Annotated in this window: 17 protein-coding genes; all 17 read right to left on the reverse strand. The window is 62.7% G+C overall.

Annotated features, from left to right (window positions below):
• Window positions 1-15 precede the first annotated feature (15 nt).
• Window positions 16-1,773 carry a hypothetical protein gene (locus EZH22_RS24440; RefSeq protein ID WP_203192969.1) on the reverse strand — a complete coding sequence of 586 codons (1,758 nt, stop codon included), beginning with the start codon at window positions 1,771-1,773 and terminating at the stop codon, window positions 16-18.
• On the reverse strand, window positions 1,773-2,771 hold the full coding sequence (locus EZH22_RS24445; RefSeq protein WP_203192970.1) for a phage tail protein: 999 nt from the start codon (window positions 2,769-2,771) through the stop codon (window positions 1,773-1,775). The genes EZH22_RS24440 and EZH22_RS24445 overlap by 1 nt, the downstream gene beginning before the upstream one ends.
• 1 nt (window position 2,772) lies before the next feature.
• The gene (locus EZH22_RS24450) at window positions 2,773-3,051 is read right to left on the reverse strand and encodes a phage fiber-tail adaptor protein (RefSeq protein ID WP_203192971.1); all 279 of its coding nucleotides are present in this window, start codon (window positions 3,049-3,051) and stop codon (window positions 2,773-2,775) included.
• Complete coding sequence (locus tag EZH22_RS24455) at window positions 3,048-3,299, reverse strand: hypothetical protein (RefSeq protein WP_203192972.1); 252 nt, start codon at window positions 3,297-3,299, stop codon at window positions 3,048-3,050. The genes EZH22_RS24450 and EZH22_RS24455 overlap by 4 nt, the downstream gene beginning before the upstream one ends.
• Before the next feature lie 54 nt (window positions 3,300-3,353).
• Window positions 3,354-5,729, reverse strand: coding sequence for a hypothetical protein (locus EZH22_RS24460; protein WP_203192973.1), 2,376 nt, complete (start codon window positions 5,727-5,729; stop codon window positions 3,354-3,356).
• Window positions 5,729-6,316 (reverse strand): hypothetical protein, encoded by a 588-nt coding sequence (locus EZH22_RS24465; protein WP_203192974.1) that lies wholly within the window; start codon window positions 6,314-6,316, stop codon window positions 5,729-5,731. Before EZH22_RS24465 ends, EZH22_RS24460 begins: the two co-directional genes overlap by 1 nt.
• A gap of 26 nt (window positions 6,317-6,342) precedes the next feature.
• Window positions 6,343-7,041, reverse strand: a complete 699-nt coding sequence (locus tag EZH22_RS24470) for a phage adaptor protein (protein ID WP_203192975.1) — start codon at window positions 7,039-7,041, stop codon at window positions 6,343-6,345.
• Window position 7,042: 1 nt separating this feature from the next.
• Window positions 7,043-7,417, reverse strand: a complete 375-nt coding sequence (locus EZH22_RS24475; protein WP_203192976.1) for a hypothetical protein — start codon at window positions 7,415-7,417, stop codon at window positions 7,043-7,045.
• Window positions 7,418-7,481: 64 nt separating this feature from the next.
• Complete coding sequence (locus tag EZH22_RS24480) at window positions 7,482-7,940, reverse strand: hypothetical protein (protein WP_203192977.1); 459 nt, start codon at window positions 7,938-7,940, stop codon at window positions 7,482-7,484.
• Between the two features lie 14 nt (window positions 7,941-7,954).
• Window positions 7,955-9,058, reverse strand: a complete 1,104-nt coding sequence (locus EZH22_RS24485) for a N4-gp56 family major capsid protein (protein ID WP_203192978.1) — start codon at window positions 9,056-9,058, stop codon at window positions 7,955-7,957.
• A 76-nt stretch (window positions 9,059-9,134) separates the two neighbouring features.
• Window positions 9,135-9,353: a carbon storage regulator gene (locus EZH22_RS24490; protein WP_203192979.1), complete on the reverse strand. Its 219-nt coding sequence runs from the start codon at window positions 9,351-9,353 to the stop codon at window positions 9,135-9,137.
• Between the two features lie 3 nt (window positions 9,354-9,356).
• Window positions 9,357-10,259, reverse strand: coding sequence for a hypothetical protein (locus tag EZH22_RS24495; RefSeq protein WP_203192980.1), 903 nt, complete (start codon window positions 10,257-10,259; stop codon window positions 9,357-9,359).
• Window positions 10,260-10,261: 2 nt separating this feature from the next.
• On the reverse strand, window positions 10,262-12,508 hold the full coding sequence (locus tag EZH22_RS24500) for a portal protein (protein WP_203192981.1): 2,247 nt from the start codon (window positions 12,506-12,508) through the stop codon (window positions 10,262-10,264).
• Window positions 12,501-12,929 (reverse strand): hypothetical protein, encoded by a 429-nt coding sequence (locus EZH22_RS24505; RefSeq protein ID WP_203192982.1) that lies wholly within the window; start codon window positions 12,927-12,929, stop codon window positions 12,501-12,503. Before EZH22_RS24505 ends, EZH22_RS24500 begins: the two co-directional genes overlap by 8 nt.
• An 82-nt stretch (window positions 12,930-13,011) precedes the next feature.
• Entirely contained in the window at window positions 13,012-14,514 is a 1,503-nt protein-coding gene (locus tag EZH22_RS24510) for a hypothetical protein (RefSeq protein WP_203192983.1), read from the reverse strand.
• Complete coding sequence (locus tag EZH22_RS24515) at window positions 14,511-15,125, reverse strand: hypothetical protein (protein WP_203192984.1); 615 nt, start codon at window positions 15,123-15,125, stop codon at window positions 14,511-14,513. Before EZH22_RS24515 ends, EZH22_RS24510 begins: the two co-directional genes overlap by 4 nt.
• Window positions 15,115-15,381: a hypothetical protein gene (locus EZH22_RS24520; protein ID WP_203192985.1), complete on the reverse strand. Its 267-nt coding sequence runs from the start codon at window positions 15,379-15,381 to the stop codon at window positions 15,115-15,117. Before EZH22_RS24520 ends, EZH22_RS24515 begins: the two co-directional genes overlap by 11 nt.
• Between the last annotated feature and the right edge of the window lie 222 nt (window positions 15,382-15,603).

A 15,603-nucleotide genomic window follows, 5' to 3' on the forward strand; every position in this document is an offset into this window, starting at 1 on the left:
TCAGCCATATCGACCTCACAGCGCCTTCAGCTCGTCAACCGTCGTCGCCATGGCGATCTGGGAAATATCCACGTCCCCGAAGGCGTCGATTTCCCACTGGCGCGCCTTGAACCCCGCAGGAAGGCGCTTCACCTTATTCGCCTCCGAGATGGTCGCGACCTTCACCCCATCAGCATAGACGCCAACGGCAATCGTGCTCGCCCCGGCGCTCGGAATAGGGGTGAGAATGTCCCCGGCCAACGGGACAACCCCCACCATGTCGGACGCCAAATCTCCAGAGATGGAGCCGGCCGCGATCAATACCTCATTCGCCGCTGCGATGGCCGCGATTTCCGCGTCAAGGGCCGTTGCTTCTTCCGCAGAGAGCCCACCAGACGCATCCACGAGGATAGCTGCGAAGTTCTGCGGCGCCCCAAGGATGAACTGTTTCGAGCGCCAATACTGCTTGGCCCGAACGCCACCCGGAGGGTCAAACCGGAAGATGGTTTCCGCTTCCGGCTCAACAAAATACAGCGCCCCCTCTTCAACGTCGTAGTACCATGCGGAGGCATAGACATCCGAGCGGATGAGGAAGGATGCAGCCCCCGACGTGTCCACCAGAATGGACCCGGTGATGGCCTGGCTGTTGTCGTCCACCGAGTTGTAGGAGGCGATCCATCGCCCTGCGAGCTGTCCGGCGCACATGGTCCCCGGGTTGAGCTTGCGCCATTCGTCAGGGCTGAACAGGTTGCCCGAAATGAGCCCGATGGCCCCACTCGATTTCACCGAGACGAGCCCCTCGTGGGAGGGAAAGACGATGGAATAGCCTAGGTCGATCACGCCCCGTGCGTTGATGCACGGATAGTTCGCCTCGATCTTCTCCATGGTCATGCTCTCCGGCGTGGTGCCGGTGACGAAATAGGGGTGCCCTTTAGTCAGAACCGCAAGAGATGTGCCAATGGCACCAAGAGCCACAATCTCAGTGTCCGTGGTCAGGACGTAGGTTTCCGGCCACGCATGGGGCCGCCACGGCTCGCTGAAATACAGGTCTTTCCCGGAGAACGCCGCCATCATGCCGTTGGGCATTGCAGTTAGGCCGGACAGGGTATCCACCGGAGGCGTCCAGTAGCGCGATGGCAGCACCTCCTCGAAAGCATCAACCGCGATGCTGTCCACATAGGAGGATGTGGAGGCCGAGCGTTCCGCAATGAAGTAGAGGTCGGTCCCGGCGCTCCCCGTTTGGCTGCGATAGATCCGCTGGTGCGTGATGTTCCGGCCCGAGGGGGTTGACGCGAACCCGGTCAGGGTCACGGTCTGCCCCGCCTGCCAATCCACCTCCGCAGAGGCTGGGCTGGGCTCCGATTCCTCACCGAAGCCCGTCACCCAGGTATAGACATAGATCCGGGTGTAAACGTTGCCCGTCCCGGACCCGCTGGGGGTGCCCGTGAGTGCGCCGGAGGGCGCGGCAAGAGCCAAGGGATAGACCGTGGAACCTACGCGCATCTTGGGCACGCCGTCGCCTGTGTAATAGAGGCGGTTCTGCGCAACCGGGCCTTCCGCGAGGTGGACGTGATCTTCAAACCCGAGCCACGTATCGCCGAACTTGTAAATGGTCAGGTATGAGGCGACAGGGGGCGAGGAGAGCGACAAAACCGATGACGGCTCATAATAGGGCGAAAGGCCACCATCGTCCAAGCGCGTGTTGAAGGCGGATTGCGCCGCAGTATCCGGCAGAAGCCGTGGAATGATGCGGGGCTGTTCACCTGAAAACGCGGTGATCTTGAGCGCCGACATCACACCCCCACGTAGACGATGAAGTTGCAGACGATCGACGGCGGCATGTTGTTATGCGCCTGCCCGCCGCCAATGCTGTCTTCCGTGACCGTGATGGCTGGAGTTTCTTCGCTAGTGTCGATCGGACCCGCTCCAGTCGCGAGGGCGGAGCCCCCGGTCTGGACTGAGATGGTGCGGCTGATCGGGACCGTGTGCTTATGCGCCGCCTGCGTCGCGGCGACGTTGTGGTCATGGGCTGGCATCTGCGCCGCGGTCATGGTGACGTTCTGCGCGCCGCCAGAGGCCCCAAGGGTCGCGCCGTCGATGCCGCTTCCTGCCGTCGTAACCCGGCCGGCCGCAGTGACCCCGCCCATGTTATCCTTACCGACGCCCACCCGCCCGCGTCGGTCCGGAGTGTTGAATGTGGTAGAGCCATCGCCCGATGCGCTGGGGGAGCCCATGGCGGCAAAAAGGAGGGCGTAGGTGACGCGAGACACGGCGGAACCGTTTGCCCACAGGAACCGCGCCGGAAGCGTCGCCCCGTGGAACTCAAGAACCGTCCCGATCGGGATCGGAACGAAGTCCTGCACCCATTCCGTGGTCGCGATCTGGTCGCTATCGTCACCATCCGCCGCCTTCGGGGCGCGCGGGGTGCCGGTGAATTCAGGACTGGCGAGATCGGCCTTCAGATTGAGCGCCGTCGTCATGTCGGAGGCCAGTGCGAATTCCGCCAGAGCCGCCGAGGTCAGCCGCACATCCACCCGCGCCCCGGAAGAGAACGAACGGGCCGTGGTGCCCTCCTGCCCCCGCGTGACCGTGAGAACATCTCCAGAACGCGCGGTGCAGCGCATGATTTCGAGATTGCCGGAGCCGTCCACTACGACGACAGGGGACCAGTCGGAGGCGCCGAGGGTGGGGAACTTGCTCCCGGCGCTCCCGGCAAGAGAAATGGACGTGACCGACGAATTGATGTTCGCCGCAAGCAGCCCTGTGGCGTTGTTCGTAAGCTTCAGGGCCATGTCAGCACTCCTTGATCCGGAGGCGGAAGCAGGCTTCGCAGACGCGCCCCTCGGCGGTGGTCGCAACCACCTTCACGTCATTCGTCTCGTCAGCGTCGCCGCCCTCGATCCACAGCTTCACGATCGTGTTGGACACCTCTGCCGTGTCGATGGTCGCGGTCCCGCCCGAAATCGTGTTCACAGATGAGGCCAAGGCATCCCCAGACGGGAGCCAGCGCGTAAAGTCCACGTCGAAATCAAGCCGCTCGTCTGGCGTCTTGAAGAGGATTGTTCCGCTCATGGCTTCCTGCCCTCTTTCGGGACGACGACTTCTCTCTGCCCCGGCGGGACGCGCACGGCGCGCAAAGCCTTTAGCTTTTCAACGCCACGAGATTGAATAGGCTTGGCGATCATCCGCGTCTTCGGGGCGGGCTCGAACGTGCCGTCTACATCCCACTCAATCAGGGCCACGCCGCCGCGCTCATCGGTCCACGACCACACGGCAACATCCCCAGCATCCGCCTCGGATCCGATAAGGGCAGTTTTCATCAGGCCCGGTCCTCAGCTCGTGGTGCAGTAGAGGGGGGTCGGGCTGTTCATCTCTCAGCTCGCGTCCGGAGTGACGGTCGCCCAATCGGTCCCGCTGACGTGGCCGCTGCCATTTGTCAGGCGCGCCCAGCCGAGCGTCACCTTGCCGCCGGAAAGCAAGAACCCCGTGTTCTGGACGAACATGCCGTAGATGTAGGTGCCGCTGGTCGGGATCGATGCGGCTTGGCGCCCGCAGTTGTTCAGCGTGTTGCCGTAGGCGGCAGAGCCGGGGTCGCTGTCCACGATCGAATACCAGAACGCCGGGCCGGCACGTGGGCATTCGCCTATGCCCTTGTTCGAGGTCGAGAAACTCGTTGCGACGGGCTGGCACTCCAATAACGCGTGCTCGACGAACAGCTTCGTGCTGGTGCCGGCCGCCGCCGCCAGCGCCTCATCCGAAATGCGGGAGCAATTGCGGAAAGTGTCACCGCGCGATTTCACCCCATAGGCACCCTGCATGAGGATGGCCGTGATCCCGGCGCCGGCCGAGGTCCACGCCCCGTTTGCACCGCGCCCGGAGTGGCTGACAAGACTGTCCATGTCCCAGGTGTTCCCCTGAGAGATGATGTTCTGGTGAAGCGTATTAGATCCAGAGAACACGAGGCCGCCGTAAACGTCGAAAGTCGTATTGTTCTTAATATCGCCCTTAACCTGCGCCGTTTCTCCGAAGAAGAACGAATAGCCAATTCCGTTGAACACGTTCCCGAGCGCAGAAAATGCCCTCACCTTTCCGTCGATAGAGACACCTGGCTGGCGCAGTGAGGCTTCCGTCAACGTCGGGTCGACAGGACCGTTACGAGTGTAAAACGTGCCGTAGCCAAGATCCGACAAGAGCCCGCCACTCGGGATGTCCCGCACGCAGACGTTGCCCGCCACCTGAATGGCGTAGCTTCCAGGCACCGGGTCGGTAGTGACCCCGCCGTCATTCCCCTGAAAATAAGGGTATGGGCTGATAACGGATGCGGTTCCGGTCACATTCTCCCCGGGAATAGCCGATAGACCACCGGCCTGTGCCGAAACGCCCGAGAGGCTGATGTAGGGCGCTCCGGAATTGAGCCCGTCCACAATCGTGCGGTCGATACAGTTTTTGATGAGGTTCGGGCCGATCTGAAGACCGTTTGCCGCGTTCCTGCCTTCTGCCCCGCTGGTTTCAGTGGTCACGCGGATGCCCTGTCCCATGCAGAACTCCGCCACATTGTCAGCCACGACACCGGAGACCATCCCGAGCGCCTTGATGCCCTGCGAAAAGCGCACCCGGTTGCCAGCGATCACGCCCCGCCGGTCGATGCGATTGCTCGTGTCATTGTGGGCCGCAATGGCGTCGTCATCAACGAACTCTACCAAATTGTGAGAGATATCGTAATCATCACAGTCTGCAAAATTTATCCCATCTCTTGCGCAATACCTGACTACGCATCCTCTTGCCACAGTATTTGTTGACAACCTTGATACTATGCCCATAACGCGGGATTTCTCTACACGAATATTATCGTATAGAACACCGTCTACCCTTACTGACAAAAACGGATACGTTGACGATGTGGTATAGTCACCATCGTCACCGTGCGATCCTATTACCGAAAAATCCCTGAATATAACATTAGACACGCGCCCAGGAATATCATAAGAGCGGCCGAAAAGTATTGGTAGATCACCCTCTATCCATTTAACGATAGAAGAACCGGTCCCTAAACCTACCACTTGCATCCCTGACACTACGCTAAACGTCTGCGTCGCAGTCGCGATCCGCATTGTGCCGGCTTCCAGCTGCAAGAGTGGATTGCCGGAAGCGCACGCGATGTCCCACGCGAGCCGAAAGGCGGCGGTGTCGTCTGTGGTGCCGTCAGCCTTCACGCCGCACCAACCGGCGCGGATGCCGTGTTTCGTGAACAGCTCCCACCACGTCCCCGCCGCGTCCTGCACGGCCATCGGCCCCGAGCTGGTTCCGCGCACGTAGACCGCGCCAGCGCCGAGGTCGCCAACGGTGGTGTGCCCGGACACGGCGAAGCAATTGAGCGGGATCGTCGTCGTCGCGATCTGCGCGCGAGTGATCTCAAGCGTGATGACAGGCTTCGTGCCGGCCGCAGTCAGGCGTCCTTGTGCATCGACCGTGAAAGTCGGGATGGCGGCGCTGCTGCCGTAGGCTCCCGTCGTAACCGCCGTATTCGCCAGGGCCAAGGTCCGGTCACTGGAAAGGTCGCCGCCCCCTGAAAGTCCTGTCCCGGTCGCAATCGTGCGCGTTGCCGGGGCGGCCCCTACATCCGCCGCCGTGATCCCCATCGCCGCCTTGAGATTGGCGAGCGTCATGCGCCCACCCTTACCGGATGAATCGTGTCCGATCACATAGGAGAGCGTCCGCGCGACGGCGTTCTTGATGTTCTCGACGGCCATCAGAAGAAGCTCGCTCGCGTGCGCAGAGGCGCGTTCTGCTGCCCCTTGCGGGCCGAAACAGAAAGCCGATCCAGATCAGCGTCGAACCGCTGCACGAAGGCGCCGCCGAGCTGCGGATTGGCGAAATCAGACGGGGTGCTCAGGATTTCACCGATTGCCCCGTTCGCGATGGCCTGCGCATACTGGTCCACCATGAAATCAGGGAACTGGTCTGCGTCATCGGAGGGCGCCAGCACCAGATCGAACTTCAGGGCGCCACCTTGCGCGGGAACAACGCGCACGCTGTCCGGCTCGGTCTGCGTGATCCATCGCGCGCCGGAGGATTCGGTGTCGTCGCGCCAGCCGAATTGATGAGCGTCAAGATAGGAGGCCGTCACCGGCTCCAGCTTGTTCCCGTCCAGCCGGGCCGCGACGATTTCAAGGATGTACGAGCCCTGCGGCGCGCACAGGATGTCTTCGCCCGTGTCGGGAATAGTGAAGGCGTCCGCCATGCGCCAGAGCTTGGTGCGCTGGCAGAACGTCTTTCCAGCGTCCCGCAGATGGGAGAGCGCCAGCACTTCCGGACAGGCCGGGGCATAGCGCAGCACCCTCGGAAGGAGGGCATCAATGTCCTTCATGTGCGCGTGACCCTCTGGCGAGCGTTCGGGCTGGCGTCGGAATCGCCCTGGACCTTGATCCCCACAGCCCCGGCAAACTGCTGATAGTGCAGCCCGGCCCGGCCAGCCCCGCCTTCAAGCGCGTCCTTCGAGTAGGCGCGGTACAGGATGAAATCGAGGAGCACGACGCCCCACGGCTCGGGAAGATCGATCGCGGTCGCATAGGAGCCGATGGCGTCCACGTCACCCGTGGCGGAAATCGCGGCCGGCAGCGTGGATAGAACGGCTTCGACGATGCCGGTTCCGTCATTGCCCGGCCACACGTAGAATTCGCGCGGGTTCTGTTCATCAAAGACGTACTGCCGAACCTCTTTCTTGTAAGGCGTGTTGCTCGGGTCGTGCCAGTTGGGGGACTGCATATCGAGCAAGTCCCGCTGCACCACGCGAACAACCCGACCCCCAACGCGCGGGGAGCCCGTAGAGGCCAGATTGCGGGTGATCCGCAGCAGCCGGAGGTGGCTGGCATTGGAAAGCGCCTGTAGCGTCCCCTCAGCCAAGGAAAGGGCATAGCTCACGGCATGCGCCGAGGGCTGGGCAAGGACAATCGCCTTCATCCCGTCGTTCAACCAGTCCACCAGTTCGGGGAGTGGCCAGCGCACATGCTCTTCGTCCTGAAGGACGGTCGCGGCGCGGGACAGGATGTCGGAGGCGAGCATGTCAGGTCAGCCGCTCAATCAGCGTCGCGAGGCTGGTCTTGGAATGGGGCTTGCGGTCGAACTTAGCTTCGTAGAGGGCCGCGAGTTCGTCCCACGTCTTGCCGGCGAGGGTGTCGGCGGGCGCTTCAGCCGGGGGGCCGGGCTCTTCCGGGGCAGTCGAGGCTTCCAGCTCTACAGCAGCGGCCTCCGGGGCAGACGCACTCACCGCTTCCGCCGCGCGATAAACGCCGGTCAGGGAGAGGAACGCCGCTTGGTGCTCTTCCCGGTCCACGTCGCACACAAGGCGCCCATGGGCATCGAGGCGGAACACGTACACGTCGTTGGAGATGGCGGTCTCGACCGTCCCGCTCACCTTGGCGATGCATTCAATGAGCATTGGCCGTCTCCATAGAAAAAGGGCGGCCCGAAGACCGCCCCTTGGGGTTGCTCTGCCGTCAGCCTCAGGCCGTGGCGTAGAGGACGGTGAGGCCAATTTCACCGGCCGCGGCAGTCGCCGCAGCAGTCGCGATCTTCACCCCGATGGAGCGGTGATCGCTGGTGGGAGCGACGCGGAAGGCGGTCTTCAGGGTCGGGCGGACAACGCCGCCCGCCTGTGCCGTGGTGGCTCCGGAGAAGAACTCCGCCCCGATGGTGCGCGTCCCGCCGTCGCCCACTGCGCCCGACATGATGCCCACGTCGAGAACGATGGCCGGAGAGCCGCCGGTATCCAGATCGTCGGCATCGAGGATCATGTCCACGACCCGGCAATAGGCCGGAAGCACGGCAATCTCGATGATGTCGTTCAGCGCGATAGTTGCGGGCACCGTGTAGGCGAACCGCACCGCGATCACTTCAGCGGAGCCGTCCGGATAGGGGACGGGATACTCGCGCGTGGCGTACTTGGAGTTGAAAACGGCCATGGGAGTCTCCCCTATCAGGCGTTGGGATCGACAGCGTAGGTGTCCACGGCCATGACGCCGAAGTCCTTGCTGTTGAAGCGGGTCTTCTTCACGCCGACGATGCAGCCGGCGGTGACGAGGTGCTCGTTGCCGGCATCCGCGTCTTCCTCCACCCAGGTGAAGCGCATGCCACCGGAGGCCGGAGAGCCATACGCGACCACTCCGGCCTGACGGCCGAGGAAGAGCGCGCGGGCCGCGGGCAGGTTGGTGCCGGAGCCGTAGTCGGAGAAACGGATCACACTCTCGTGCGAGTGTAGGATCACGTTCTTGATCATGCCGAGGCCGCCCTTGAAGATGGGGTTGTTCTTCCCCTCGGCCGCGGCGGCGGCCTTCTGGATATCGAGCCACTGGCCCGAGGTGGTGGAGGTGCGCAGCGAATGCTCCTGGAAGGGAGACATCAGCAGCACGTAGCGAGCCTCGCCCTCCACGGTCACCGGAAGCATGTTCACGGTGGTGGGGTCGGTGGAGCGCATCATTCGCGCCTTGGTCTCGGACTTCTCCACGACGGTCACGGACATCACGTCCGAGGAATCGACGTTGTTCTTCGCCGTGGCGTCGCCGCCGTAGATGATGTGGCCCGTGTCCGGCGCCTGGATCGAGTTGGAGGCGTGACCGGCCCAGGTGGTCTCCTCGGTGAAGTCCGCGTTGATGCCGCGAGCGCCGGAGAGGTAGATGAAGTGCATCTCATCGATGAACTTCGACCAATAGTCCGACAGGCGGTCCTTGGCGACCATGCGAAGGTCGTGCTCGGTGCGCTTGCGGGACATACGGCCACCGGCGGACACCTGGTGGCGCATCTGGTCGATCTTCACCTCGTCGGAGAAGAACTTCAGATTCTCCGCCTTGCCGTCCACACGGTTGTCACCGTAGGTCGGCTTGTTGCGGAGCTGGACGGACAGATCGAAGTTGATCGTGTCGCCAGACGAAGAGTCCAGATCCGTCAGGCGCTGTATCACGGCGTTGTCGGAAGTGGACACGAACTTTCGGTCGAAATAGCTCTTCTTCACCACGTCGAGGAAGAGAGAGCCGGACCAACGCTTGACTGCCTTCGGATCGCCGAAGGGGATAACGGTCTGCATGATGTGTCTCCGTGACCGTGTTAGGGATCACGATCGGCACATCTTGCGCGTCTCGTGGGCGTAATATACTTCAGCTTTAAGTGCTTTTCAAGGCGCTTTCGGTCTGTTGTTCTTGACGAACTCCTGTGAGGCCCCACGATACTGCTTTCTTCGTGGGGTCAACGATTGTGATCGGGACGCTCTTGTCCGCATCGAAGATCAATCGGACGCTTTGTCCCGACTTTTGCTCAACGGTCACGGTGGCGGCGTCGCCGATGCGAACCGTCTCCCCGATGCGGACGTTGAGCGTGAGCATGCGTCAGGCGCTCGCCAGATAGGCGTTGTGATCAGCCGGCGAAAGCTTGGACAGAGCGACCTCGAATGCCTCATAGTCGCTGGCCTGGAGCCGATCCAGATAGGCGAACTTGCCGCCGTCCGTGGATTCCACCTCAGCAGCGGGCACCTTGGCGAGCGAGGGCGGCACCGGGTCGCGAGGCTTCACCTCGATCTGCTTTTCGGTCACCTTGGGCGCGGGCTTCGCGTCGGCCTTGGGCTTTTCCGCAGCCGGAGCATCCTTGGGGCCGCCGATGGCAGAGAATGCCGCCTGCACCTTCGCGTGCGCCTTGGTGAGGATGGACGGGGAGAACGGGTCCGACGCGCTCGCCTGGAGCTTGCGCACCTCGATATCCAGCGCCCCAAACAGGGTTTCGTTCTGCCCATAGATTGGATGGGCGTCAAGGAAGCCGGATACGGTCTGCTGTGCCCACACCGCCGCCTTGGTCTCGGCGGCGATTTCGGCCTTCAGCTTCGCACCTTCGATGGCGCGACGCTCCTTGTCGATGGCGCGGACCTGTTCGCGGTATTCCGCGTTCGTGACCTCGCCGGCCTGGAATTTCGTCTCGACTTCCGTTTCCTTGGCGTCCAGAGCCTGGAGCTTCGCGTCGGTATCGGCCGGGACGGTCCAATTCGGGACGGCTGTCTTGGGCTGGGCTTCGGTCTTCGGCTCGTCAGGGGCGGCTTCGGCGGCGGGCGCCTCTTCCACCTTCTCCGGCTCCGCAGGGGCGGCTTCCGGGGATGGTTCGGTAGCGGCCTCAACAGCCGTCTCCTTGCCGGCCTCTGCCTCGGTCTTGACCTCTTCCGGCGCGCCCTGTTCCTCAATGAGGCCGGCGCGCTCTTCCTCGGTCAGCAATTCCAGTTCGTCGTTGGTGTACTTGCCGGCCATTCTTAGGCTCCTGGCTGAGGTTGAGGCGCCATCTGCGCCGGGGGTTCCTGCGGCTGTTGGGCCGCCTGTTGCTCCTGCTGCGCTACCTGCTGGCGCGCCATGGCTTCCTGCATCGCGGATTGCTCAAGTGCCCGCTGCTGCTGTTCCGGAGCCGAGACGAACCCGGCTTCGTTCAGGATCTGATCAGCCACGGGCGCAAGCATGGGAGCGACGGCCGCCGTCTGCGCGGTGTCGATGGCCGCCCTCTGCGTTGCGACGTTCGTGCCGGCCAGTTTCGACTGCAAGTCCGCGATCTGCGCCCCGATCTTGGCCGTGTCGGCTTCCGTCTTGGCGATCTGCGCGGCCTGTCCCCGAAGCTGAAGCTGAAGCGCCTGTTCCTGCACGGCTTGCGCTTTCTGCGCCTGTTCCGCCTGCACCATCTCTTCCTGCGTCGGCTCGTCTGCGTCGGGATCGCGCTGGCCCGTAATGGAACGGATGCGCTTCACGATTTCGTCGCGGTTCGGCAAGTCCATGTTCTCGACAACAAGATCGAGCATGGTCATGGCGACTTCCGGCGGGAGCTTGGTCAGCATCTCCATAAGCTGGTCCGCCGCCGCCTGCCGCATGGTAGCGCGCCAGTCCGCATCCGAAATCACATAGTCCGCCTTGGTGCGAACAATGTCGTTCTCCGGCAGGCCGTCGTTCACGGTGACAAATTCCGGGCCGCCACGCATATTGGTAATGCGGAACTGCTTTTCCTCGCTCATGAACTGCTCAACAAGGGAAAGCTGCTTCTCGCCCTGCACCTGAGACGCGAGGCGGAGGTTGTCGAAGAGCTTGGTGGTCGTGAGCGACCCCTGTTCCTGCCGGCGCTGCACCGCGATCCCGGATTGCGCATTCGTGGTGCGGCCGAGAAGTTCGTCCGTGACCCCGCTCTGCTGCTGGATCATCTGGATGGAGCGGGACATCAGTTCGAGGTGCCACTGCGACAGGTCGCGGTCCACGTCGATCTTCAGTTCCTTGTCGGCCTTCTTGACGATGATCGCGTTAGGCTTGGCTACCTCTTCCTCGAACTCATCCAGGTCATCAACGGCGCCTTCGTCCATGATGACCTTGTTCGAGGACAGGATGGCGAGGGCCTTGGAGGCGCGCTTGTTGATGTCCTCCTGGATGTCGCGGAGCCGGCGGATCATGCCGTAGGGCATCCCGTCCCGGCCGCGGCGATAGGCCCAGATCGGGGTGAAAGGAAAGCGGTTGTGCCGGTACGGCGTCGGGGAAAACCAAAGCAGGCCGGCGCTGGTGAACAGCGCCACGTGCATCAGCATCGTGACCTTTTCCACGAGCTGGGCCTGCCCTGAATTCACCTGCTCAACGTGACCCGGAGAGGACGGGTCGAACAGGTCGCCGGAGAACTGGCCGCCCTTCAGCCGCGAGGCCATCACCGGCCGGCGTACCCAGCCTTCGATGATGCGCACCCGCTGGCGATGGTTCTGGGCATAGGAGGCCGGACGAAGGCCTCCGCTCGTCTCGTTGGCATACTCCGCCGAGTCCATGGCCTCGTCGCCATATTGGCCGATGAAATAGGTGGAATCGCTGTCCGACAGGGACCGGCGCAGAACCTCGTAGCGCTTCGGAAACAGCGCTTCAGAAATATCCAAATCAACCCACTTGGACCGGAACAGGTAACGTGCGTCCGACAGGTCGAGTTCGGTCGCCGCGGTGTCCCACAGCATGTTGCGCCAGCTCTCATAGCGCGACGAGATGGGTTCCTCATCATCGGCGTCCTGAATACCATCCTCAAGCCAGCCAATGCCGACCTTGACGGAATCCTCGAACGACCGGGACCGGTGGAACGGGGTGCGGTTTACATCCGACAGGTATTTGAGAAGGGCGGTCTTCTTCTCTGCCGGCTTGCCGTCTTCCTTCCGGCGCGGCAGCACCTTGAAGTCCGAGCGGCCGCGCTTTTCCGTGCCGAGCACCCAATCGACCGTGGACGCTATCACGTTGTAGACGATAGGGGCCTGCCCCCTCTCCTTCAGCACCTTTGCGTCTTCGGCCCGCCACTGGATGGAATCGTAGAAGTCCTCATCCACAGCCTGCTCAAGGCGGTTCTCGTTCTGCCGATCCAGCTCGCGGGCATAATAGTCCAGCAGCGCGCCATGCAGGCGGGAAAGCTCCTCGCTGTCCAGATCGTTCGGCTTCGGCGCGGCCTTGGCCGGTTCGATCTTGGGGACCGGGCTTTCGGTGCGCTTGGCGGAAACCTCAAACACGGGCCATGATCTCCCCCTCAGTCACGCGCCCGCGCTCGTCCGTCACCGTCGCTTCGCCCACCACCTCACGCTCCATCGGCATGGGCGGGATAGACAGGAGGTCGCCGATGTGGTCGCGGATGATCGAGGCTACCCGGATGATGTTGGTCGAATTGTGCGTGTCGAGGCCGAGCGCCCCGGCGAATTCGCAGGCCGTCCGCGCCGCCTCGGCTCCGTCGCCGATCGCCTCCGACCACACCCATGCGTTTTTCTGGAGCACCACGCACGGGATGAACTGGTCATGCCGCTGGGCATTGCGCGGCTTCAGCACAAGGCACGGCAGCGGGCCGTCCCGATGCAGGAGCCATGTGCCGATGGCCTCCAGATCGCCGTGCGCCTGCTTCCAGGCGGTGCGCGTGAGGTCGAGGACGTGATCGTTCATCAAATGCCCTCTTTCGCAACCACAGCGTGCGTGGTCGCGTTAGGCCGGGTTAAACCCCCGGAAAATCACCAATCAGAAGTTGTCAGGCTGTGCGCCAGTTCGAGGCGCGGCGCTTCTGCGGGTTCCGAGACGATGGCGCCCGATAGCCCTGTGCATGCTGGCGTATCGCGTCCGCCGGATGGCTGTGGGCGTCGTGGCGCGGCCGATCGGACCACACGCCAAGACGCTCATTCCATTCCTTGCGGTAGAGGCCCAAATGCTTGAGCCCTTCGGCGCAGTTCTCTTCGTCAAACCAGTAGGACGGGAAGGCGTCCCGGAGCTGCTGCACTCCGATTACCACGTCCGAAATGCGCGGAACGATTTCGATATCCCGAAGACCAAGGCCCTCAAGCATGTCGGCTGGTGTCTTCAGCGCCTCCGCGCCCGGATGTCGTGTATTCCCATCATGCGGCAGGAAGTGCTTGCCCCAGACGTAGCCCATGGCCTGCATCTTATTAACGAACCAAACGAAGGGCTCGCCGGCCGCCTCAAGGTAGTTGATCCACTGGTCCCGTAGGCCGATCCTCTGGTGGAACCAGACCACCATTTCGTCACGCCCGCCGCCCAAATCCCAAAACGTGTTGACCGGCGCCCGAGGATCGTAGGGAACCCGTGTGATCCGTCCTTCACGCCGGGCCGCCGCCAATTGCTCGGCAAGGTAAACGCCCTCTGTGGACGCCTCGAAAGGCTCGTCCGCATCCGAAGGGAACTCCTGGCGCATCATCTGCGCATCGCCCGCAAAGAGCGTGTCCCGCGTCTTCACGTACCATGCGCGCTTGCGCGGCCCGATCTCGGCGAGCGCCCGGCCTTCCATCCGCTCGAAATAGAGCGTGTCCTTCAGCGTGAGCCCCACACCTTCCGGGTCGATCTCGTATTCCTTCGCATCCCACCACGGGGCGAAATGGAACCTATAGTCCAGCTTCGACAGAGCCTTCCGCGCATCGGCCAAGGTGCGCGATGCCGTCACCATGTCGTAGAATGAGCCCTCGCGCCCCTCAGCCGTGCTTTCGATGCAGACGATCCCACTCTGGTCCACGGCCGGGAGCGAACCGGTGAGCACCTCCCTCGCCTTCTCTGGGTACTTGGCGCAGATCTTTCCGAACTCGGAGACGTGGAGAAACTGAAGCGTCGCGGATCGAACCGAGGTCGCCACGCGCAGCGACGAGTTGTTGCCCAGCATCAGCTCCGATGCGCTGTCCCGCGCCAGGGGAAGCATCTCGCGCACGGCCGTGGGCAGGTTGTCATAGGCGAACTTGATCTTGCGAAAGATCACCGTCGCCGCTTCCTGATCCTGCGCGATCACGGCAGCGTTGATGTTTTCGTTGAACAGGCACGTGTCCAGCATCATTAGCTGGATCAGCGTCGAGAACCCTCGCTGCCGCGCCTTCAGGATGATGTTGCGGAACCACAGGTTGGCGAGGAACTTCTCCTGCTCCGCCCATGGGGTGAACTTGACCTTCGTCCCGCCCTTGTCCGTGATCCAGTACAGGTTGCGCAGGCGCCAGTCCGGGGACTTCAGCGCCTCCACCAGCTCGGCGTCGGTCATTCTTCGGTCGGGCGGAATGCTGTGCCGGAGATTTGCCGGAGAAGGTCCGTCAGTGTCGTCTCGGACGACTCACCCCTGCCGATGTTGAACGCCTGCCGCTCCAACTCCACCAGCGTCTTCGTCGCCGCAGCCAGGTCCTTCGCCACGCCGACCCGAGACGCCAGCGCCACGGCCCGAAGCATCTGTTCACGCCGCCGGGGGCTTCGGTCGTCTGCCGTCTCCTCCTCAATCTCCGCTTCGATCTCTTCTCGAAACGAGGTCGATTCCCGCAGCTCGGCCACGAGGTCGCCGACAAGGACGCGCTGGTCGCGGATATCCGCCCGATGCTGGCGAACAATCTGGATATCGCGCTCGGCCGCCTTCTCTACGGTTTCAGAAACCGTGGCGGCTGAAACCCCTTCTGAAACCAGACGGGCTGAAACCAGCTTCTGGACCTTCTCGGAAAGGTCGCGAACCCACCCTTCCCTTTTCGCCCGCTTGTTAATCGCGGTATGGCTCACGCTGTACTGACGGCCGATTTCCGAGACGGAGAGCTTGCCGGTGCGGTATTCTGCTTCGATGCGCTCCCAATCCGTCTTTGGCTTCGGCTTCCCGGTCACTTCACGCCCCATCTTCCGTATCGATCACCGCGTCATTGTCGATCCTGACCGATGTGAGCCAATTCGCAGCGCGGAGCATAATTCCGGCGGCCCGGTCCGCGTCGGCCATGCTCACTGCGACATACTGTGATCCGTCCGGCCATTTGCCGACAATGATCACATCATGCAGCCCAGCGGTGATCGCTTCTTCTAGCGTCTGGCGCGCGGGAATTTCCGGGCCGATAAGGTCGCGGCGCTCGACGCCGGGCATGACGTGGATCTCAGCCATCGTTCAATCCCTGCGCGCATAGCCCGTAGCCCAGCCGAAGCCGAACCAGATCGCGATGAAGCCGATCAGGAGAAGGAGCATGGAGCGGGCCTCAACGAGAAAGCCCGCCGCAGCGGACGCCGGGCGGGCAAATTCGTACAAAACTGGCTTAAAGATCGAGTTTTCAGCTTGTGTATTCGTACTGAGTACGATACAACATTCTTACCGGGTCGCGGTGACCCG

The sequence above is a fragment of the Xanthobacter dioxanivorans genome, assembly GCF_016807805.1.
Lineage (GTDB): Bacteria > Pseudomonadota > Alphaproteobacteria > Rhizobiales > Xanthobacteraceae > Xanthobacter > Xanthobacter dioxanivorans.